This window comes from Varibaculum sp. (genome assembly GCF_008661855.1).
Lineage (GTDB): Bacteria > Actinomycetota > Actinomycetes > Actinomycetales > Actinomycetaceae > Varibaculum > Varibaculum timonense_A.
Genome location: NZ_RPZY01000024.1, coordinates 17877 through 39212, shown reverse-complemented (window position 1 = coordinate 39212; position 21336 = coordinate 17877). Strand labels below are relative to the sequence as shown.

General features: G+C 50.6%; 17 protein-coding genes and 1 tRNA gene. 9 read left to right on the top strand and 9 right to left on the bottom strand.

Annotated features, from left to right (window positions below; all coding sequences use genetic code 11):
- Positions 1-857 precede the first annotated feature (857 nt).
- Positions 858-3041, top strand: a complete 2184-nt coding sequence (glgB, locus tag QZT94_RS03095) for a 1,4-alpha-glucan branching protein GlgB (protein WP_270624988.1) — start codon at positions 858-860, stop codon at positions 3039-3041.
- Positions 3042-3165: 124 nt separating this feature from the next.
- Here the strand turns inward: glgB and QZT94_RS03090 are convergent, their stop codons facing one another.
- From QZT94_RS03090 to QZT94_RS03080, 3 genes are all read right to left on the bottom strand, one after another.
- Positions 3166-4479: an Nramp family divalent metal transporter gene (locus QZT94_RS03090; RefSeq protein ID WP_296773156.1), complete on the bottom strand. Its 1314-nt coding sequence runs from the start codon at positions 4477-4479 to the stop codon at positions 3166-3168.
- Positions 4480-4607: 128 nt separating this feature from the next.
- Positions 4608-5093 carry a Cys-tRNA(Pro) deacylase gene (gene ybaK / locus QZT94_RS03085; protein WP_072510080.1) on the bottom strand — a complete coding sequence of 162 codons (486 nt, stop codon included), beginning with the start codon at positions 5091-5093 and terminating at the stop codon, positions 4608-4610.
- Between the two features lie 292 nt (positions 5094-5385).
- The gene (locus QZT94_RS03080) at positions 5386-5988 is read right to left on the bottom strand and encodes a cadmium resistance transporter (protein WP_296760897.1); all 603 of its coding nucleotides are present in this window, start codon (positions 5986-5988) and stop codon (positions 5386-5388) included.
- A gap of 40 nt (positions 5989-6028) precedes the next feature.
- On the opposite strand from QZT94_RS03080, the gene QZT94_RS03075 reads away from it, so the two are divergent.
- On the top strand, positions 6029-6358 hold the full coding sequence (locus QZT94_RS03075) for an ACT domain-containing protein (RefSeq protein WP_296760898.1): 330 nt from the start codon (positions 6029-6031) through the stop codon (positions 6356-6358).
- A 49-nt stretch (positions 6359-6407) separates the two neighbouring features.
- Positions 6408-7772, top strand: a complete 1365-nt coding sequence (locus tag QZT94_RS03070; protein ID WP_296760900.1) for a PFL family protein — start codon at positions 6408-6410, stop codon at positions 7770-7772.
- 504 nt (positions 7773-8276) lie between these two features.
- Here QZT94_RS03070 and QZT94_RS03065 read toward each other — a convergent pair.
- Both QZT94_RS03065 and QZT94_RS03060 read right to left on the bottom strand, forming a co-directional pair.
- Positions 8277-8573: a hypothetical protein gene (locus QZT94_RS03065; protein ID WP_296760901.1), complete on the bottom strand. Its 297-nt coding sequence runs from the start codon at positions 8571-8573 to the stop codon at positions 8277-8279.
- Between the two features lie 116 nt (positions 8574-8689).
- On the bottom strand, positions 8690-10042 hold the full coding sequence (locus QZT94_RS03060) for a cellulose-binding protein (RefSeq protein ID WP_363928423.1): 1353 nt from the start codon (positions 10040-10042) through the stop codon (positions 8690-8692).
- A gap of 263 nt (positions 10043-10305) precedes the next feature.
- Here QZT94_RS03060 and QZT94_RS03055 point away from each other — a divergent pair, with 263 nt between their 5' ends.
- The 5 genes from QZT94_RS03055 (at position 10306) to QZT94_RS03035 (ending at position 16333) form a co-directional block, all read left to right on the top strand.
- Positions 10306-11700, top strand: a complete 1395-nt coding sequence (locus QZT94_RS03055) for a hypothetical protein (RefSeq protein WP_296773155.1) — start codon at positions 10306-10308, stop codon at positions 11698-11700.
- Complete coding sequence (locus tag QZT94_RS03050; RefSeq protein ID WP_072510084.1) at positions 11700-12707, top strand: hypothetical protein; 1008 nt, start codon at positions 11700-11702, stop codon at positions 12705-12707. Before QZT94_RS03055 ends, QZT94_RS03050 begins: the two co-directional genes overlap by 1 nt.
- A 12-nt stretch (positions 12708-12719) precedes the next feature.
- On the top strand, positions 12720-13649 hold the full coding sequence (locus QZT94_RS03045; RefSeq protein WP_296762824.1) for a tetratricopeptide repeat protein: 930 nt from the start codon (positions 12720-12722) through the stop codon (positions 13647-13649).
- Between the two features lie 130 nt (positions 13650-13779).
- A complete protein-coding gene (gene galK / locus QZT94_RS03040; protein ID WP_296762822.1) occupies positions 13780-15087 on the top strand; it encodes a galactokinase in 1308 nt (435 codons plus the stop codon).
- 373 nt (positions 15088-15460) lie between these two features.
- Positions 15461-16333, top strand: coding sequence for an acyltransferase family protein (locus QZT94_RS03035; RefSeq protein WP_296762827.1), 873 nt, complete (start codon positions 15461-15463; stop codon positions 16331-16333).
- Positions 16334-16362: 29 nt separating this feature from the next.
- Here QZT94_RS03035 and QZT94_RS03030 read toward each other — a convergent pair.
- The 4 genes from QZT94_RS03030 to serS all read right to left on the bottom strand — a co-directional run bounded on the left by QZT94_RS03030 (position 16363) and on the right by serS (position 20115).
- Positions 16363-16449, bottom strand: a tRNA-Ser gene (locus QZT94_RS03030).
- Between the two features lie 55 nt (positions 16450-16504).
- Positions 16505-17830 (bottom strand): AGE family epimerase/isomerase, encoded by a 1326-nt coding sequence (locus QZT94_RS03025; RefSeq protein WP_072510088.1) that lies wholly within the window; start codon positions 17828-17830, stop codon positions 16505-16507.
- Between the two features lie 59 nt (positions 17831-17889).
- Positions 17890-18750, bottom strand: a complete 861-nt coding sequence (locus QZT94_RS03020) for a hypothetical protein (protein ID WP_296762819.1) — start codon at positions 18748-18750, stop codon at positions 17890-17892.
- 81 nt (positions 18751-18831) lie between these two features.
- On the bottom strand, positions 18832-20115 hold the full coding sequence (serS, locus tag QZT94_RS03015; RefSeq protein ID WP_296762817.1) for a serine--tRNA ligase: 1284 nt from the start codon (positions 20113-20115) through the stop codon (positions 18832-18834).
- Positions 20116-20245: 130 nt separating this feature from the next.
- On the opposite strand from serS, the gene QZT94_RS03010 reads away from it, so the two are divergent.
- Positions 20246-21331, top strand: a complete 1086-nt coding sequence (locus QZT94_RS03010; protein WP_296762815.1) for a diacylglycerol kinase family protein — start codon at positions 20246-20248, stop codon at positions 21329-21331.
- Positions 21332-21336 lie beyond the last annotated feature (5 nt).

Below are 21336 nucleotides of genomic sequence, written 5' to 3'. Positions count from 1 at the left end.
GAAAAGCAGGGGAAAAGTTTGCTCCGAGTGGGCGCGGTGGGCATAAGAATTTGGAAAACGCCGCCACGTTTTCCAAATTACTTGGGCAGGAGGTCAAACTTTCCCCCGCACCCACAACTTCCAGGCGTATAACCAGGCAAGCACACCCACCAGGGCAACATTTTCACCCTCCTGATTTCAGGCATATGCGTCGTTTTCACCCTCCCGAGACAAAACCACCCTCCCAAAACCGGCAAAACACTCCAATTACGACCACATTTCCCATCTCGGGAGGGCGAAACTGCACCGGGAGGGTGAAAACGTCACCAAAAAAGGTCGCGCCGGTAAAAGATATGAGAGAGACACCCTAATTAGCGATAGCAGGGGGAAAGTTTGATCCGAGTAGATGCGGTGGGCATAAGATTTTGGAAAACGACGCCACGTTTTCCAAATTCTTGGGCAGGAGGACAAACTTTCCCCCGCACCCACAGTTTTCAGACAGGCAAGGGCACGGCGGGTAAAAGATGTGAGAGAGCCACGCTAACTAGATACAGCGGGGAGGAGGATTTATGCCGATTAGGCTAGGTGGGCGTAAGAGTTAGAAAAGACTAGAGTCTTTTCTAACTCTTTGGGCAGGAGGCAAAATCCTCCTCCCCGCGCCCCCCCACAAAGCCGACCGCAGAATCTCGGAGTGCTTTTACCGAGCCAGCCCCGACACGGAAGAGAACCGACACTAACCGCACCCGACGCGCTGACCTCAACCCTGGGTAACCTTCATATGATTTCAATGCACGCTTGGTGACGGTGGGGATTAAAAAATCTGGAAATCGGGGCGCTATTCCAAAGAATTTTTCGGCGATTCGTGACACTCTAGAACCATGAACGCAAAACCTGTAGCAGTAGACCCAGAAGTACTAACTAACGTTGCCCATGGACGCTATTTTGATCCACATTCAGTACTGGGAACCCACATCGGAGAGGATTCGGTCACTATCCGAACGGTCGCCCACTTAGCTGACGCGGTAGAGATAGTCACTTCCTCAGGCACTTATCCCGCAACCCATGAACAAGACGGCATTTGGGTTGCAGTTTTAGAGGGGACTGATATTCCCGACTACCGGGTGCGAACCACCTACGGAGAGGACACAAAAGAGACCGATGATGGCTACCGGTACTTACCTACAGTAGGCGAACTTGACCTGCACCTAATCGGTGAGGGTAGACACGAGAAACTATGGGACGCTCTAGGCGCTCATCTGCGTACTTACGATACCGAAATGGGACAAACCAAAGGGGCATCCTTTGCGGTTTGGGCACCAAATGCCCAGGCAGTGCGGGTAGTAGGTGACTTCAACTATTGGGACGGAGAAGCGTCCTCGATGCGTTCGCTAGGTTCCTCCGGGGTTTGGGAATTATTTATTCCGGGGGTAGAAATCGGAGCCCGCTACAAGTTCGAGATTTTAGGTCCGGACGGAAACTGGCGACAAAAAGCCGACCCTATGGCTAGAGCTTGTGAAGTTCCCCCTTTAACCGCCTCGGTAGTTACCGACAAACACCACCAATGGGAAGACGACGAATGGATGAAGAAGCGGGCAAACACGAATCCGCATACCTCCCCCATGTCGGTGTATGAACTCCATATCGGTTCTTGGTCTTATGACACTGCCTACCGCGATTTGGCAGAGGATTTGGTTTCCTACGTGAAAGATTTAGGCTTCACCCACGTTGAGCTGATGCCGGTATCCGAGCACCCATTCTATGGTTCTTGGGGATACCAGCAGAGCGGATACTACGCGCCCTCTGCCCGCTATGGTACTCCCGACGATTTCCGCTACCTGATTGATAAACTTCACCAAGCGGGAATCGGGGTGATTATGGACTGGGTTCCCGGTCACTTCCCTAAAGACCAGTTTGCTCTCGCAGAATTTGATGGCACAAAGCTGTATGAACACCCTGATCCGATGCGCGGAGAACAACCTGACTGGGGAACCCTGATATTTAACTACGGACGTACCGAGGTACGTAACTTCCTGGTTGCCAATGCTTTGTATTGGCTTGATGAGTTCCATATTGACGGGTTACGGGTTGATGCGGTGGCATCGATGCTGTATTTGGATTATTCACGTGAGGATGGGCAATGGCGTCCTAACCAATACGGCGGACGTGAAAATCTGGAAGCAATTTCTTTCTTACAAGAAACTAATGCTTGCTGTTATCGCCTGCATCCTGGGATTTGCATGATTGCCGAGGAATCAACGGCTTGGCCTGGGGTTACTGCCCCGACCGATGCCGGGGGTCTAGGCTTCGGTTTGAAGTGGAATATGGGTTGGATGAACGATACTTTACGGTATCTACGTGAAGATCCGGTAAATCGTTCCTGGCATCACGGCGAATTGACGTTCTCCCTGGTGTACGCGTTTTCTGAGCATTACATTTTACCTCTCTCCCATGATGAGGTCGTCTACGGCAAGGGCTCGATTCTGGCAAAGCAGCCCGGCGATTATTGGCGGCAGTTAGCGGGAGTGCGTTCCCTGTTCGCCTACCAGTGGTCTCACCCAGGCAAACAGTTAATTTTTATGGGCTCCGAGTTCGCTCAAGGAGCCGAGTGGGATGCGGATCGGTCACTGGACTGGTTCTTGCTAGATGATAACCGCAATCAGGGAATTCAATCCTTGGTACGCGATTTGAACCACATTTACACTAGCGAGCCGGCACTTTGGGACGATGACCATACCGGTTTTGAATGGATTGAGGTAAACGATTCTGAACATAACGTAATTTCTTATGTCCGTAAGTCTCGTGATGACCATGGGCGCGAACATAAGCTAGTGTGCGTATGCAACTTTGCTGGTAACCCGCACGAAGGCTACCGTATTGGTCTGCCGGATGGTGGGGAATGGGAAGAAATCCTCAATACCGATGACCAAAAATATGGTGGCTCGGGGGTTACTAATCTCGGTGAGGTTAGTGCCGAGGAAATGGAATGGAATGGTCGCCCCTACTCGGTTGAGCTGCGAGTACCCCCACTAGGTTGCCTGTGGCTGCGCCCTAAAGAAAGCTAAGGATAGCAGGAAGGTTTAGGAATCTAGCACTTAGCGCCCTCGTAAACGAAAATATCGTTTCGAGGGCGCTAACTGATTTTTTATATTTCTTCGTCCACCCCCACGGCTTCGCGGAAATGAGTACTTAAATCTCGACTCCGATAAAAGTCAGCACCACCAGCAGCAGGTTAAGCGCAATCACCAGGGCAACAATAATCCCCATTACTAGGCGCATTCCTCGCGAATCCTGGTAAACGCCCATCAGTTCGCGTTTGCGGGTATAACTAGCTAATGGAACTAACGCCAGGGGAATCCCAAAAGACAGCGCTACCTGCGAAATAACTAAAGCCCAGGTGGGGTTGGGATAGAGGGCGAGAATCAATAACGCGGGGATTAGGGTGATTAGCCGACGCGCAAACAAGGGGATTTGCACGTGTAACAGCCCGCCCATGATTTCTGAACCCGCATAGGCTCCTACCGAGGTAGAGGCCAACCCGGAGGCTAACAGTCCAATGGCGAAAATAACCCCAATGGTCGTCCCTAATGCGGATTCGATAGCGTGATGTGCGCCCTCGATGCTGTCTGTCCCGCTTTTGCCAGCTAGCGCCGATGCCGCTAGGAGCAACAGGGCAACATTTACCGCTCCTGCCACTATCAGCGCATACCCGACATCATGTTTAGAGACTCGTAGCAGCCGGGGCAGCTCACTGAGTTTGCGCTGGGGAAACCGGTGATTGACCAGTGAAGAATGCAGGTAAATAGCGTGGGGCATCACGGTTGCTCCCAGCATAGAGGCCGCGATAAGCACCGTATCGGCACCTGCAAAGCGCGGCAGCAGCCCCCCAAGCATTCCCGCCGGATCAGGCGGGCTGATCAGCAGACCGGACAGGAAACCGGCGGTGATTACTGCCAGTAAAGCAATTACGATAGTTTCAAACTGTTTTTGGCGGCGCTCGTTTTGAAAAATAAGTAACCCCAGGGAGATTGAACCTACGATTGCCCCTCCCACTAGCAGGGGGAGGTTAAACAATAGCTGCAGGGCGATTGCGCCCCCCACGATTTCAGCCAAGTCGGTTGCGGCCGCGATTATTTCGGCTTGTATCCAAAAAGCGATTCGTTTGGTTTTCGGTAGACGTTGCCCTAAGAGCTGCGGTAGGGATTTTCCGGTTACTAACCCCAGTTTGGCGCTTTGATATTGGATGATAACCGCCATCAGGTTGGCCAGTACTAATACCCACACTAGGAGGTAACCGTAGCGAGCACCGGCGGTGATATTCGCCGCCACGTTTCCGGGATCCACATAGGCTACTGCTGCCACGAAAGCGGGCCCGAGTAAAGGCAAAATTCCTTTTTTAGCGGTCTGCTCAGCTCGGGGCAGTTTTTGAGAATCTGGGGTTAGTTGCCTTTTCATCGGTGAAGCTCCTTCGTCCTTAGTTGGGAAAACTATTTCGGTTGCCAAGGCTTTCCCTTTCCCATCAAAGCATTTTTCGGCTCTTCTGTATCTAGATTTCGTACACCCGAAACTTTACTCTGTTTTCCATAAAGACGAAAACTGCCGCCACGACAGTTATAACCGAGATGCTCTTTTTAAGGACGAGCGATTTGACCTCTTAAAGCATGGGATATTTCTTGCAGATTTATCGGAGAAACCAACATCTGATAGCCCCGTTTACCAGCCGATACATAAATCTGTTCGTAAGCAAACGCCGACTCATCAATCACGGTCGGTAAATCTTTCTTCATTCCCAAGGGCGAACACGCTCCTTTTAAATAACCGGTGAGCGGGGTTAGCTTTTTCAAAGGCAACATTGCCAGGTGTTTTACCCCAAAACACTTGGCCGCAGCTTTCAAATCTAACTCGTGAGTAGCGGGCACTACCGCTACAAAGTGCTGCCCCGGCTCACCCTCGAGAACTAGAGTTTTAAACACTAAATTCGCACCTACCCCTAGCTCTTGTGCAATCGTGAGGGCATCCAAAAACTCGCCCTTTGAAGAAACCTGCGTCATTTGCACAGTAATCCCCGCATTTTCGAGGATACGCAGGGCGTTAGTTTTCACGTGTTTCTTCCCCATTGGCTCACCTATCCTTGAACCTGCACTCTCTTACCAGTGTACCCACCCGGTGGTTTAACCACTTATATGCCATGATTTTCCGAGTGCGCCACCGAGTCTAAATAATCGGCGTGTGTGAGCGCGGGAGGAGATTTTATCCGAGTGGGAGCGGTGGGCATAAGAATTTGGAAAACGTCGCTACGTTTTCCAAATTCTTGGGCGGGAGGAAAAATCTACTCCCGCGCTATTGGCAATCGCTTCTTTTCCTGACTGCGGCTGGTAATCGCTTATCTTGCACTGCTAATCAATCAACCTAAAGCAAATCGGCGAGGATTAGCACTCCTAGTAGGATAAGTACACTGGGGAAAATAATCGCTTCAAAACGTTCCAGGACCTCTGCCAGCCCCATACGTCCAGTGATGAAACGGGCAAGAGCAAGCAGAACGCCAGCAAGCACTAAGAACACTGCGCTAAACAGCGCGATTTGCCACCAGGTGGAGAGGGCAAAAACTGGTAGATAGGCTGCGATTTCATCGCCCCCATTAGCCATAGTAACCAGAGCAACTGCGCCTACGCTAACCTTTTTCCCCTTTAGTTGTGCCTCGTCCTCGTCCTCGAAGTCCCTAGACCCAACACGCTCCCGGATTTCTCCGATTGCAGCTTTTACCCCTAATGCCAGGGGTATCAGCCCCAGGAAACGCAGGTACTCCTGCGGGATCACCAAACCAGAAATTGTGCTTAAGACTATGGCGGTCGCCAGGATAACCCCGAAACCTACATATTGACCGGCGCAGATACGCGCAGTAGTTCCCGGACGATTCTGTCCGTGAACAAACCACAAAGCCAGTAACGCCAAGTGGTCAATATTGGTGGCTACAAATAGCACTACCGCTTGCACGAGGGTCGAAAAAATCAAACTAGAGGTCACCCCTCCATTATTGCGAAAGAGTTCAGAAGTGAAGAAAACAGGGGCGAGGAATCGCAAAAAAGCCATAGAAGAACGTAAGCTGAAGCACGTGAAAGCAATTATGACAGTTACCGGCATTGACCACACCGGGATTATCGCGGCGGTATCCCAAACGCTCGCCCAAAACCAGGTGAACATCATCAATGTGTCGCAGACCTTGATGGATGAATATTTCACCATGATTATGCAGCTGGAATTCGATGAGGAACAGATAGGGTTAGCGCAGGTGCAGGCAGCTATGAAGCCAGTAGAGGAAGCCGAAGGGCTGGTTGTTAAAGTGCAGGCGGAAGCTCTCTTCAACGCCATGCACAAACTCTAAGCTACTTACCGTGAACCTACGCGGGCAGCCTTAATCGCAAGGGAGAATAATGGGACTGGATACCACCGGGGAAATCCTGGAAACCATACAGATGATTGCCGAGGATAACCTCGATGTACGCACCGTAACTTTGGGACTATCCCTACTGGACTGTGCGGATACTGATATTGAGCTGGCCTGCGCGCGGATTGAAGAACGGATTTTAAGCGCCGCCTCCCGCCTGGTTGCTACTGCCGAGGAAGTCGCGGGCGAGTTCGGGGTGCCGATTATTAACAAGCGCCTTTCGGTAACCCCAATCTCCCTGGTGGCAGCGGCTTGCCGCACCGATAATCCCCTCCCCTTCGCTCAGACACTCAATCGTGCCGGCAAAGCCGTAGGAGTAGATTTTGTGGGTGGCTACTCCGCGTTGGTACAGGCCGGTGCCACCCGCAGCGATTTAGCGTTGATGGAGTCCATTCCCGAGGCCTTAGCTACTACCGATATCGTATGTTCCTCGGTAAATATCGGTTCTACTCGCAGCGGCATAAATATGAGCGCGACCGCAAAAATGGGTGAGCAAGTTCTCGCCGCCGCCCATAAAACTGCCGATAAAGACGGAATCGGAGCCGCAAAACTGGTGGTGTTTGCCAACGCGGTAGAAGATAACCCCTTTATGGCGGGCGCTTTCCACGGCGTGAGCCAACCCGATGCGGTGGTATCGGTAGGGATTTCGGGCCCGGGAGTAATAGAGAGGGCGCTCGCGGGAGTAAAGGGGCGTCCTTTTGAAGAATGCGCAGAGGTCATTAAGAAATCAGCGTTCAAAATTACCCGCATGGGGCAGCTGGTAGGGCAAACCGTAGCGAAGCGTTTGGGTGTCAGTTTCGGAATCGTGGATTTATCGCTCGCCCCTACCCCGGCAGTAGGCGATTCGGTGGCCGCGATTATAGAAGAGCTGGGCGTAGAAGCGGTCGGAGCGCCCGGCACTACTGCGGCTTTGGCTCTACTCAACGACGCGGTTAAAAAGGGCGGCCTGATGGCGTGTTCACTGGTAGGGGGACTTTCCGGCTCCTTTATTCCGGTTTCCGAGGACGCGAATATGATTCAAGCAGTCCAGCGTGGTTCTTTAAGCCTGGCGAAACTGGAAGCCATGACCGCTATCTGTTCAGTAGGTCTGGATATGATCGCGATTCCCGGTGACACTCCTGCCGCTACTATTACCGGTTTGATTGCTGATGAAGCCGCTATCGGGGTTGCCAACGGGAAAACTACTGCGGTGCGCGTGATTCCAGTACCGGGTAAAGGGGTAGGCGAAAAAGCGAATTTTGGAGGCTTGCTGGGCTGGGCACCAATTATGGAAGTAACCTCGCTGTCTTCAGAAAGGTTTGCGGCTCGCGGAGGACGTATCCCCGCCCCTGTACATTCCTTTAAGAACTAGCCCTCCCGAAAGAACTCCCCTAGAATCCGCCTGCTAAAAGTGCTATCTTCGGGAACAACTTCTATATGGTCACCCTGAGGTATTTTTAATACGATAGTCGACTGCTTACTAGGGAGACTACAGCCCAATTCGTGACTGCAACCCGAAAGCGTTAAGGCGGAAACAAAAAGCAATATGCTAATTGGCTACAATTTGAATCGTTTCTGCATGTTTCAGCATTCTCTTTCCCCATTGCGAATAGATCGCAGAAAACGGTAACGCAAGTTCTGGTAAGTAACATCGGGTCATGGTAAAAGGTATCGCCCCAGATGCTAGAAGAGCATTCCGCTTACCCGTGCAAGAATACCTAATCGTTGAGACTTGGGTAACCGGGAGGACGTGGTTTATTATTTTTGGCTCGCTGAGTTTTTCAAGAGTACTGCTGCTTTTTCCCTTAGGTATATTCGCCTTAACTGAATAAGGTTCACACGAAACAGTGAGCTCCGTTACGATACAGCTAGCTGTTCATTTTAGAGTTTCTCCCAGACACAAGAAAATGGCGCTAAATGGGATGGGATAATTGCTGTCACAAAGCAGGTCGAGATGTAAACCTCTAGCTAAAAAATCACCCTCAAGAAGAGAATAATCATTGTAGACAAACTGGGTAGCCCATAAACCTGCATAAACACCTGACTCCCCCTCAAACCCCAACGATTGAGATAGATGGGAAAACTGGTCAGCAATGTCTAACTCTTGTTCATTAGCAGAAAAAAGTCCTTCGACCCTTCCTTGGATTTTGAACTGTAAAGAATGAAAATACACTGTCCATCCTACTATTCAATCTAAGCACGCTGGTGGGAAAGGTATACACGCAGTTAGGGTGTGCCTTTGATTTTCCAAAGGCACACCCTAAAAGTTCAGCTAAATAAAATGTTCGCTTAATTCTCGCTGGTGAACAAATCGGTAGCTGCCGATTCTTCATCAGGAGTGACCGGAGATACCGCAGGTTCCACCGAAACCGGCTCTTCGCCCTCGCTCTGTGATTCCGGTTGTGCTAGCACTGCCGGCAGCTGCTGCATGGGGGTTAGCCCCTCGAGACCAGTAGCGGTCTCAGAGCCCAGCAAGCCCCGCATTTCTTCCAGGTAAGCGGCGATGGATTCGCGCTGACGCTCCAAGCGCTCCACCGTACGTTGAGCGGCGGCCCGCTCTGCCTGAGCTTCGATACGAGCAGCTTCACGCACCTGCTCGGCCTCGCCCTCTGCAGCCGCAATCGTGGCTTCCGCAGCGCGACGGGCATCTTCTTGGCGGCGACGTACGACCGCATCAGTATCGGTCAGCAAGCGCTCTGCCCGCTGCAAGGTTTCACCCAAGTGTTTCTCGGCGTCTGCCACCTGGGCTTTAGCAGCAGCCACCATCGCGGAAGTCTCGGAACGAGACTGTTCATGAGCCTGAGCATCAGCCTCGCGAGCAGCTGCCCGTGCTGCTGCAATCTCAGTTTCTGCCTCTTGACGCATCTGCTGAATCTCGGCACGGATACTATCGGCGCTTTCCCGCGCCTCTTTCAGAATGCTTTCAGACTGTTTGCGAGCATCAGCCAAAGTCTTTTCTGCCTGTTCTTTAGCTTCTTCCCGAGTCTTAGTGGCTTCGGTCAAAGAGGACTCGCGCAACGCCTGTGCCTCCGCAGTAGCATCATTACGCAGTTGGGAAGCCTCTTGCTCTGCCTTTACCCGCATCTCTACATAGTCTTTTTCGGCCTGAGCACGCTGCAATTCGGTTTCCCGATCAACAGTTGCTTTCAGGTCAGAAACCTGGGTGTTAGTCTCTGCCCGCAGCGAGGATGCTTCCCGCTCTGCCGCGGCAACCAGTTCATCAGCACGATGCTGGGCATTGGTTAGAACCGTCTCGGATTCAGTGGCAGCAGTGGTGGTGCGCTCTTCAGCCTCGCGCCGCGCCTCTGAAATTAAGGAAGCCGCTTCCGCCTCTGCTCGCTCTGACATATCCTGAGCGTTCTTGCGAGTCTTTTCCATCAGCTGCTCCGCCTCGGCATTAGCCTTGTTAATGACGGCAGTAGACTGTTCTTCCGCGCTGCGCAGGAGCTGTTCTATCCGAGCACCAATCCCCGTATAGGAACTGCGATCAGATGAGCGTAATTGCTTTTGCGCTTCTGCGAGCTGTTCGCCTAAATCTACATTGCGCTGATCAACCGTATCGAGTCGCTGTTGCAACTCGCTAATCTGGTTGTTCAAAGTCTGAATCTGTAAATCGACCTGAACGCGATCATAACCGCGCATTACGATCGGGAAATCGGTTTGTTCTTCCACCTGGTCCTCCCTGAAGATTAGCTGCTGAGATTGGGCACTACCTGGAACATTTTAGTCCATTGTTTCAATAGCGCGAAACCCCGTATCATTGCCTAGTCTTTCACTTATTAAGGCTTCAAACCAAACATTAATCTAAAATTGACCCTAGTCACACCCTGGACGAGCTGTAAGCATCATGGGCATAAAGAAAGTACAGTTATAAATAGTTGGTAAATGACAGTTGGGGGAAACTGGTGAACACTTTCTTACGTAGATATTGGCTTCCACTGCTACTGGTAATCGTAGGTTCAATAGTTGCGCTTTGCGGGGTGGGCACTGCCACTGTTTGGAAACCCTCTCCACAGGTATCGGCTTCTTTACCCTCCAGTTCCCAAAAGCAAAACCTAGCTATTACCAGGCCGGGAATGTTTGAACTGTACAATTCTGCCACTAAAATTACGGTATCCGGTCAGGGAAAAGTGGCGCTCGCAATTGGGCGTTCTGCCGATGTTAGCGCCTGGGCAGCTGATTTGAATTATGTGGAAGTGACCGGGCAAAAAGATAAAACCACTCTTTTAACCGAGCCTCACCGCGGAAAAGCAGATTCGCGCCAGCCCGGAGAAGCCGCTGGTAGGGATATGTGGCTGAAATACAAAGAGGCAGACGGCGGTCAGATTAGCGAAACTTGGAATCGTTCCGAGGGCGCGTGGTCAGTAATTGCGTGGTCAGAGGAAGGTAATGTGCAACTGACGATGCAATGGACTCAGGCAGTCTCCACCCCTTGGTTCTGGCCACTGCTAGTTGCGGGAGTGCTGTTGATACTTGTCGGCGCGATAGTTGCCGTGGTTATTTTCCGTTTCGCGAAAGCGGCTGCTAAAGAGGAAGAGCAGGTGCGCGAGCAACGTAAATTGCGGGCTGAACAGGCTCCGGACAGTCAAACGGAACAAACTGTACAAATGCCGTCTTTGCAAACAGTCGCTCATCCTCCCTCCCGTAGTGAGTTACGGAAAGCACGTCAACGCGGGGAGGAAACAATCGAGGTTGAGGGAGTCAAGTTCCCGACGGGCTTGGTTCCGGTGGTGCGTACCGATGAGGACGGAAACCCGATTAACCCTCTCGCGGCTACTTCAGCAGAACCCGAAATTTCCGTACCCGAAATAGCTACCCCGGTTACGGTTGCTGACGATTCGTCCTCGTCAGAGCCGATGGCTACCGAAACGCAGCCTGTAAACCAAGTTGGCGCAGATGAACTGAGTTCCGCGTCAGCTAGCCAACTGCCAGCGGAATCTTTTGCGCCTATGCAGGGAGCGCAACCAGTGATTTCTGATAACTCGGCACAGTCATATCAACCAGAGCAGTCCTACCAGCCCGAAGCGTCCTTTAACCCAGCACAGTCCTACCAGCCAGAACAATCGTTCCAACCAGACGTTTCCTATAACCCCGCTCAATCCTATGAACCGGCGCAACCTTACGAACCCCCGCAATCAATCGAGCCAGCCCAGCCTTACGAACCTACTTCCTCCCCGATAAACACGGGTGAATGGTTTGAAGACGATAACTTTGATTTAGACGGGCTAGGCGAAGGCCCTGATATTGACGATTTCGAGGGCGAATCAACATTCGAGCAAAGCCAAGGAGGTAGCAACTAATGAGAAGCACGCGAACACTGTTATCCCTAACCACAGCCAGCTGCCTGACGATTGCGAGCCTCGCAGGCTGCACCTCTACTGCCCAACGTAAAGAAGTACCCAAAGCCACCCAAACCGAGAGCTATCCGGCGCTACAAATCGAACAGGTAACCCCCATCCTCAAAGCGGTAAATGCCGCTCTAGCGGCAGGTGACTCAAAATTTGATGCCGGAAAACTCGCTCCGCGAGTAGGCGGACCGGCACTAGCAATGCGCAGTGCCCAATATAAAATGCATCAAAAGAACAGCCAAGTAACCCCCACCACTCTGCCCACCAGCTCAGAGCTAGCCACCGTTACCTCTTCAAACAGCTGGCCACGTTCCCTGATAAATGTAACTGGCGCAGATAAAAACGGTGCAAAATATGTGCAAGTAATCAGACAAAGTAAGGCAACGAACCCCTACCAACTGTGGCAGTGGATGCAACTACTACCGAAAGCGGCGCTACCTGAAACTGATGTGGTTGCCCGAGGTTCAAAAACCTTAGATGTCAAGAATGACTCCAACTTGTTACTCTCCCCAGAAGCAGCCGTAACCGCTTGGGCACAGACCGTGTTCGACCAGAAAGCGAAAAATGCCGATAAGATTTTTGTAGACCCCCTCATGGAGGGAAAACGCCAAGAGCTAAAGGCGCTAACCGATGGGGTAGGTAATGCCGGTAAAGTTGCTTCCACCATCACTCCCAGCGACTTTAAAAACAACACTTTAGCGATTAATCTCCCCGCGAAAAATGGCGCGCTAGTGGCAACTACCTACACTCAGGAAGTTAAGCTGACCGATGTAAAACAAGATAAGCCCATCACCCTTAGCGGAGATGTGGTTAATCTGCTAGATAATGGCAAAGTCACAGAAAAGGCAACTTGGAGTCGGGTTATCTGCCTAATGATACAGATCCCCCCCAAGAACACTAAGGATGCAAAAGTACGGGTGATTGCGGCGTCTGAGGTTTTGACGTCAGCATCTAAGTAAGGAAGGTTCAAAATGGCGCAAACCCATGGAGCGGTAGATTTATCTCAGTTCGCTGCTAATAACTCGTCAAAGCCTGCGCAATCCGCTCCTACTACTGGTCTTACTCCAGATTCCACCTATAGGAACAGTTCGAGCGGCAATCCCCAAGACGCAGGAGAGCTTATTCCCGGACCGTTTATCCGGGATGCCGGTGACGACACTTTTGAAGAAGTCGCCGAAACTTCCCTCAAAGTACCGGTAATTCTGGATTTATGGGCACCATGGTGTAGCCCCTGTAAACAGCTAGGTCCAATCCTTGAAGAACTCGCCCGCGAGTATCAAGGGCGTTTCCAATTAGTGAAAATAAATGTGGATGAAGCCCCACAAATAGCACAGGCTTTCCAAGCACAGTCTATCCCTATGGTGATGGCTTTGATTGGTGCCCGCCCTGCACCCCTATTCACTGGCGCACAACCAAAATCTCAAATAAAACCGCTTATTGACCAGGTTCTCCAAATTGCTGCCCAAACGGGACTGCACGCAAAAATGGCAGGAGATAACGACCTCGAACAGCAAGATCCGCGCACAGAAGAAGAAAAAGCCGTAGATGCACTATTAGAGGACGGAAAATACGATGATGCCCTAGCACAGGCGCAAAAACTGCTTCGCAATTCCCCCGAACAGGCCTCGCGCTATCAGGCATTAGTGGATAAAGTTTCTATGGCGCAGCGACTAAATTCTCAAAAAGGGCAGGACGATTCCAATCCCTTAGTGTTGGCCGATCGTTTCTTTGAAGCTGGAAATGAGCCTCAGGCTTTCGATTTACTGCTATCTTTAATCGCAGATTCAGCTGACGAACAACAGGACTCCTATCGCCAACGCTTACTGGAACTATTCCGTCTTTCCCGTAACCCCGACGCGGTAAAAATGGCACGGCAACGCCTATCTAGACTACTTTTTTAGGCAACCAGCAGTTTTTACGCTAATTGGTTTATAAAATCTAAAGTTCCTCTAGCTAAAAAGCTCAAGTGCGCCCTTAGTCCAAATAGTCTAGTTAGACTGAAATAGACTATTGCTATTAAGAGGGGGAATCATGGAAATAAAACCCGATTTCGTAGAGGCTTACGACCCGCAAGAGGGCGCACGCAAAGCCAAGGCTCTTTTTGAAGAGACTTTCGCTACCTCCCCGATAGGGGTGTGGCGAGCTCCTGGTCGGGTGAATGTGATTGGGGAACATACTGACTATAACGGCGGGAAAGCGCTGCCCCTAGCTCTCCCCCACGCCGTATATGTAGCGCTTAGACCGCGCGAGGACGATCAGGTAAAAATCATTTCCGAAGATTTCCCCGAGCTAAACTGTCTAAAGCTATCTGATTTAGCAGAAAACTATCCCAGCAGCGGTCCGGGAGCCTTTATCGGAGGGGTAATTCTCGGGTTAGCTGAGGTGCTTAAAACACGCAGCCTACCCCAAAAAGCTGAGCAACTGGCACAAAAAATCCCAGGACTGGAAGTAGCGGTAGCTTCTAGCGTTCCTTTAAGTGCCGGACTGTCATCTTCGGCAGCTTTAGAGTGTGCAATTGCAGTGGGTATTGATGAGCTGGCTTCACTAGGGCTTTCTGAAAGTCCAGAAGGACGAAAACTGCTGGTAGAGGCAGGCAAACTAGCAGAAAATCGCTATGTGGGCGCACCCACTGGAGGTTTGGATCAATCGGCATCAATGCTCTGCGAAAAAGATCAGGTACTAGAGCTGGACTGTGCCAGCTGGAACACCCGTCTACACCCCTTTGATTTACCGGCTCGAGGATTATCGCTACTGGTAATTGATACCCGTACCTCACATAATCTTGCAGATGGTCAGTATGGTCTGCGCAGGGCAGCGTGTGAGAAAGCCGCTGAATTTCTGGGGGTAAAGGAACTAGGAGAACTGGTGCCAACCACTATTTCGGAGCGTGACAATCTAACCAATCTGGATGCACCAGATTATCCTCCCCTCTGGGTTAGGGAACAGCTAGATAAGCTCTCTGATGCTAGCTTGCGCCCTCGAGTTTGTCACGTCCTCACCGAGATTGCCCGCTGCCAGCGTCTGTGCGAGCTGTTAGAAACTGGAGCAGATATAGCGAAGTGGCGCGACCTACTTGATGCTTCTCACGAGTCCTTACGTCGTGACTACGAAGTTTCTTGTGAAGAATTAGATTTAGCAGTACAGACTGCTCGCAATATGGGCGCTTACGGGGCGAGAATGACTGGAGGAGGCTTCGGAGGGTGCGCGATTACCTTGGTCGGCGCTGACCAGGTGGAAGCCACTGCCAAAGCGGTAGTACAGACATTTAAGGATTCTGGCTTTAACCAGCCACGATTCCTGTCCGTTTCACCTGGTGAAGCCGCTGCAAAAGTGGAATAGAACTTTTGCCCGCACCAGAAGTTTCCTCTGGTGCGGACGCCAGCGGAGAGTTTTTAAGATAATCGAACTCTTTTCTTTACCTCACCAGGTTTTATAGGTACGCTCACCCATTTCTTTCGGGAATAATGTAGTATTATTTCTGCTGCTTATTCGTTACTTACGAAATACCAGGTCTGAAATAACTGTCCCTAAGGGAGTAAGATGGATATAACCGTTTCCCGGAAGATTAACCTATATAGATGGCTATTTACCTTGGGAATAGTAATTTATCATTCAAAATCTTTGGCGGCATTCACCAGTCCGGAAACTAAAATCGGTATCATAGCAAAAACCTATGTAATCTTAGCAAATCAGCTAGGTTTTACCTCAATGAATTTTTTCTTTTTTACTTCCGGTTTTTTACTCTATTTCAATGCCAGCCCCCCCCTCAATAGGGCGGAAAATGAAATCCCGAGTTAAATCACTGCTGCTGCCATTTTTATTATGGCAAGTTACAGTTCTTATTTTAATGACGCTGACCCGTCCCTCAGAAGCAAGACTCCATCTCAACCCGATAGATTCATTTTTCTGTTCACCAGTTGCGGGACCACTTTGGTATTGCCTTGCCCTTTTAATCCTGATGTTGCCCGCTCCCCTAATAGTGCGGATTAAGCACAAATCAGTGCTAACCGTACTGACAATCGCTATCTTCACCTATTTAATTGCTCGCCATTTAGGCTACTTCCCAGAACCTTTATCATTTAAACGGTGGTGGTGGTATGGCAATATGATTAGCTATCTTCCGAGCTATATTTTAGGGGCATACATCGGAATAGTTCGACCAAATCTAATTGTTAAACCAAAAACTAACAATAACTTCTGGGTACTATTTGGTATTTTCCTTACTGTAATCGTAACAGTGCTGTGGCACTATTCCCCCGGAATGCTCTCAGATGTAAATTTTGGATTGCTGCAATTAATTGGGATGTGGCTACTATTAAAATCCACTTGGCTTACGAAAGATATGCCCAAATTTTTTGATTGCGCTTTTTACGTATTTGCCCTGCACAATCCGATATTAATTCCAGAATTTGAGCTGCTGATACTTCCGCTATTCAGCATCTTCGTTCCCTTTAACGATTTAGAAATTCTTACCCTAAAACTATTGGAGATTGTTTCTATAGTATTGGCAAGCTGGGCTCTAAAGCTACTATTTGACCGGATATTTCCAGCTAAATTCTCAAAGATGTTTACTGGTGGCAGATAACCGGAACAATATAGATATCTGCCAATCTGCGGAGAGTAAGGGATTCGAACCCTTGATACCCTTGCGGGTATAACGGTTTTCAAGACCGTCTCCTTCGGCCACTCGGACAACTCTCCTATCCGTGCCTAGAACACTAGGTATCCCCTATGTTACAGGGGATACCCGCGCGCCCTAAAATCCGCCAAAGATTTTCCTCTTGGCAGATTCTGGTGGCAACGGTTTATCTAACTGTCCGTGAGCTAGCGCTACCGCAAATGCCGGAGCTAACGGCAAACGCGGTAACAATAACGCCTGCACCGCGTGATAAACACTGTCACGCAGCTTTTGATTCTCTAAATCCAAAGGCTGATTCTCCGGGGAAAGCCGGTGGACAATCCGTCCCCCGCGCACCAGGAAATACTCATAGGCGAAATCAATCCAGGAGCGGTAGCAATGCTCATAATGCTCGCCGTCCTCTACATCTGCCCCCTCTTGCTGGGCTACCCTAAGCAAAGTAACTGCCGCCCCTATAGCCTCAAACTGCACCCAAGCTTGGCGGTCACGAATAAGAGGCTTCCCCGACCAATCCACAGTAAACACGAAACCGGGGGCACCATCCCTGCGCCAAGCGTCCTCGCGGGCACGCTCAAACAATCCAGTAGCAGCCTCAATCATCCAGTCAGGAACTTCTTTACCGGAAGTCTTAAGCATCGCCCTGGCCTCTAAAATTAGGCGCGAAAACATGAAAGAATGCCCGATATCGGATCCATAGGCACGGTGGGTTTCCTGAGGATTGTCAAGATTGTAGTCCAGCAGCGGGTTCCATTCGGAATCAAAATGTTCCGGAAGTCGCCAGTTATACTCCCGAGATACCCGAGCTACCCGCTGTAGAATCCGCATAGTTCGCTCTAACCATTGGCTGTCGTTAGTTACCTGCGCTAAAAGCATATAGGCCTCTGCCATATGCATATTTGAGTTAATACCCCGATAGTCCTCACAAACCGAGTAGTCACGGTTATAGCTTTCACGAACCATGCCAGCATCTTCATCCCACCAGTGAAGATTATTCTCGCGAATAGCTTCTTGCATTAGCTCATTTGCGCCAATCCGATCCGCGGCAGTCGCCGAAGCCGCCCCCAAAAGCAAAAAAGCATTCGAGTAAGAATGTTTATCATCACGACCCGGATAGGCGACCGCACGTCCTTGTTCATCCAGTTCATGGTCAATCGCATCAAACCAGCCACCATTTTCTTCATCCCGGAAATACTGGTTAAGGCAGCGAATACCGTGTTCTACCAGGCGGCGACAACCAGGAATCCCGAGCAGCACCCCCAGAGAAAACACATGCACCATTCTGGCGGTTAAATAGAGTTGAATAGGCTGATCCAAATCGACTTCACCGTTACGATCGAGGCAGGCGAATCCGGTTTTTACCTCCGATTTACGTCCGTAATCCAAAAGATCTTGCAAACGCGCAGACAGCCAGCGATTATGCTCGATTGAGTCGAACCAAAACATCTTTCAGCTCCTTTATAGGTAAGTTATATTCAGAGGTAGCAGGTTAAGCTGCACAAGTATTAACGAAATTCCATGTTGATACCAAGTGGAGATACCTTGTCGGTTAAAGAATCCACAGCTAGATAATCGACTCCGCTCTCGGCATAGGAGGGCGCGTCCTCGATATCTAGATTCCCACTGACTTCCAGCAAAGTTCCGGGATTAATAGTTGCCCGATGCTCGGCTGCCAAAGTTGCTTGCTCAGGGCTAAATCCCCGTAGACGCAACAAATCTACCTGCATCTTTAATAAGGGATCTAGGTATTTGGTTGCCTCGATTTCTACTTCGATAGGTTTACCTGAAGCGCTGGTTCGCACATGATTCATCACATCCCCCAGCCCCGTCCCCAGCTGCAAGTGTGCTGCTCTTACCAGTGGGAATGAGCCTATTCCTAGACGGGAAGTCATTCCCCCTCCTGCTCGCACCGCATATTTTTCAAGTTCACCTAAGCCCGGAGTAACCGAGAGAGTATCCCGCACCACTAATTTGGTCTGCGAGAGTGCCTGCGCCCACTGCGCCGTCTTGGTAGCAATCCCCGACAGGTGAGAAAGAAACCATAGACATAAATCTCCCGCTTCCAACAATCCGCGAGTATTCCCACTAAGTTCAAGCACGGTGGTTCCCGCAGTTACCTCGGTTCCATCGGCTACGCGCAGGTGTAACTGGTAATCCCCTAGTACCTGAGAAAGAATCTCGCGAACAAGTGGAATCCCGCAGATAACGCCATCTTCACAAGCATTAAACCGCACTCGATTGCGGGTATTTTCGGGGATAGCAGCCCGGGTTGCAATATCGGGACCGTATCTGCGTGCTTCCTCAAGAGCGCGCGCAACTAGCTTAGGTACGTAATCCCCCTGGGGGTATTGCAGGAAATCAGCCATTGATTCTCTCCATCCTATCGGCGGCTACTGTGGATGCCCGTGGACGCCCTCCCCCAATCCTTTCATGCTTTGCGCTGAATTTTATGGTTTTACTACTGGCTCTAGTAGCTCTTTGCCCCCTAGGTAAGGACGCAGCGCCTGCGGCACGTACACTGACCCATCGGCTTGCTGATGGTTTTCCAGGATAGCTACCAGCCAACGAGTACAGGCTAAGGTACCGTTCAAAGTAGCGACCGGCTGAGTTTTTCCGTTCTCGTCCCGGTAGCGAATCCCCAGGCGGCGCGCCTGATAGGTAGTGCAGTTGGAGGTAGAGGTTAGCTCTAGGTAGCGTTCTTGGCTGGGCAGCCAGGCTTCACAGTCGAACTTGCGGGCTGCTGAAGTTCCCAAGTCTCCAGCTGCGGTATCGATTACCCGATATGGCAGTTCAACTTTTTGCAACATTTCCTCTTCCAATGCCAATAGGCGTTGGTGTTCCGCTTCGGATACTTCTGGACGGCAGTAAGAGAACATTTCTACCTTGTTGAACTGGTGTACCCGAATAATTCCGCGCACATCTTTTCCATGCGACCCGGACTCCCGCCGGTAACAGGCTGACCAGCCGGAATAACGTAGAGGCTCTTCCCCTAGTTCCAGGATTTCCCCGCCGTGGTAACCGCCGAGGGCGACCTCGGAGGTACCTACCAGGTAGAGGTCATCGGCGGGTAGGTAGTAGATTTCTTCGGAATGTTCAGTTAAGAATCCGGTTCCGCGCATGGTGTCGGGAGTGACCAAGGTGGGAGTGGTCATGGGGATAAATCCATGCTGCTCTGCCAAATCCCAGGCGCAGGTGAGCAGTGCCAGTTCCAGACGTGCCCCGATGCCTCGTAGATAGTAGAAACGGGAGCCAGATACTTTAGCGCCTCGCTTAACGTCGATTGCCTGTAGCATCTCCCCGATTTCCAGGTGGTCGCGAACTTTGATTCCCTCCGCTGCGAAGTCTCGAATCGGCTGACCGCGGTGAGCGAGTACTACATAGTCGTCCTCACCACCGGTAGGAGTTCCCGGCATAATAATATTGGGAAGCTTTTCGAGGAGCTGGCGAGATTTTTCTTCTGCTTCCCCCGCCTGTTGCTCAGCTGCTTTAACCTTGGCGGATAGCTCTTTTGCTTTCGCCAGTATTTCTGCGCGCTCATCGGAAGAGGCTTTCCCGATGGTTTTAGAAAGTGCTTTTTGTTCGGCTCGTATCGCTTCGAACTGTTGCTGCTTGTTCAGCCGCTCCGCATCGGCAGCAAGAACCGCATCAATCCGGGAGGGATCATCCCCGCGGGCAATCAGGGATTCTTTAGCTATCTGTGGGTTCTCGCGCAACTGTCGAATATCAATCATGTTTTTATCATATCGTCATCTATTGGCGATTCTCATCTTGCTTCATCTCTCGGTATCGGTAAATAGGACGAGCATCAGTAATCGATTAGTTTAGCGTCAATCGTTGAGTGAATTGTTTAGACTTGAGTCTATGACTACTGCGCTCTGGATTTTGGTGATTGTAGCTGTACTTTTAGGAATTATTTCTTTAGTTTCAACTATTAACGCCCGCCATCTCGCTAATCGCGCCATGAAACTAGCGATTAAGCAAGGGTTTTCAGCTCCCGCAGCTACCTGCGCTAATGACTCATCCAAACGGGTAGCGATTATTTATAACCCTACAAAGATTTCTAACCTGGATGATTTCCGGCGCACTGTAACTCAACGTGCCCAAGCCACCGGGTATGACGAACCTATTTTTCTCGAAACTGACGAGGAATCTTTAGGAAAAAATCAGACAAAACAAGCAATTGAGCAACAGGCAGGACTGGTTATTTCAGCTGGTGGAGATGGCACATTACGGATTATTGCGGCAACCCTGGCAGAAAGCCGTATTCCGCTCGGGATTTTGCCACTAGGAACCGGAAATCTTTTGGCCAGAAACCTTAATATCCCGGTTGATTCTTTGCGCCGAGCCTGCGAAATTGCTTTTACAGGTAAAAATACCGAAGTCGATTTAGGGCATCTAAAAACTGAAACTGGAGAAGATTTTCCTTTCCTGGTGATGGCGGGCATCGGATATGACGCGGAAGTTATGGATAAGGTATCGACTAAATTAAAAGCCTCAATCGGATGGGGAGCCTATGTAGTGTCGGGTATCGCCGCCTCTAACAATCCTCCTATCACCATGGATGTTTCCTTTGGAGACCAGTCTCATACCCGTACTCGTAAAGTAAATACCCTGCTCTTTGCCTCTTGTGGGGAACTGGTTGGCGGGATTCCTTTGCTCCCGGAAGCTAATCCTCATGATGGTTGGCTTGAGGTACTAATGCTGAGCGTGAGGGGAGGTCTAATCGGTTTACTAGAAGTCACCACCAGGGTTTTTCGTGACACTTTGGGGTTGAAAAGACTAACCGCGGGATTGGTTTCCAAAACCGATGTGACTCGTACTCGCCGAGCTAGCGCCAAGGTACATGGCGAGGCGCGAATGATTCAGGTTGATGGGGATCCGGTGGGCAGCTATCGTGAAATCTCTGCTTGGCTTGACCACGGGGCAATAGTCGTGCGCGTCCCCTAGCCCCC

What these genes read in the sequence shown, in the direction of transcription:
- QZT94_RS03050 (WP_072510084.1), top strand. Translation starts at nt 11,700, where the DNA reads ATGAGAAGCACGCGAACACTGTTATCCCTAACCACAGCCAGCTGCCTG.
- QZT94_RS03070 (WP_296760900.1), top strand. Translation starts at nt 6,408, where the DNA reads ATGGGACTGGATACCACCGGGGAAATCCTGGAAACCATACAGATGATT.
- ybaK (WP_072510080.1), bottom strand. Translation starts at nt 5,093, where the DNA reads ATGGGGAAGAAACACGTGAAAACTAACGCCCTGCGTATCCTCGAAAAT.
- glgB (WP_270624988.1), top strand. Translation starts at nt 858, where the DNA reads ATGAACGCAAAACCTGTAGCAGTAGACCCAGAAGTACTAACTAACGTT.
- QZT94_RS03020 (WP_296762819.1), bottom strand. Translation starts at nt 18,750, where the DNA reads ATGGCTGATTTCCTGCAATACCCCCAGGGGGATTACGTACCTAAGCTA.
- serS (WP_296762817.1), bottom strand. Translation starts at nt 20,115, where the DNA reads ATGATTGATATTCGACAGTTGCGCGAGAACCCACAGATAGCTAAAGAA.
- QZT94_RS03025 (WP_072510088.1), bottom strand. Translation starts at nt 17,830, where the DNA reads ATGTTTTGGTTCGACTCAATCGAGCATAATCGCTGGCTGTCTGCGCGT.
- QZT94_RS03045 (WP_296762824.1), top strand. Translation starts at nt 12,720, where the DNA reads ATGGCGCAAACCCATGGAGCGGTAGATTTATCTCAGTTCGCTGCTAAT.
- QZT94_RS03060 (WP_363928423.1), bottom strand. Translation starts at nt 10,042, where the DNA reads ATGCGCGGTTATGATCGCGTTCAGGTCGATTTACAGATTCAGACTTTG.
- QZT94_RS03010 (WP_296762815.1), top strand. Translation starts at nt 20,246, where the DNA reads ATGACTACTGCGCTCTGGATTTTGGTGATTGTAGCTGTACTTTTAGGA.
- galK (WP_296762822.1), top strand. Translation starts at nt 13,780, where the DNA reads ATGGAAATAAAACCCGATTTCGTAGAGGCTTACGACCCGCAAGAGGGC.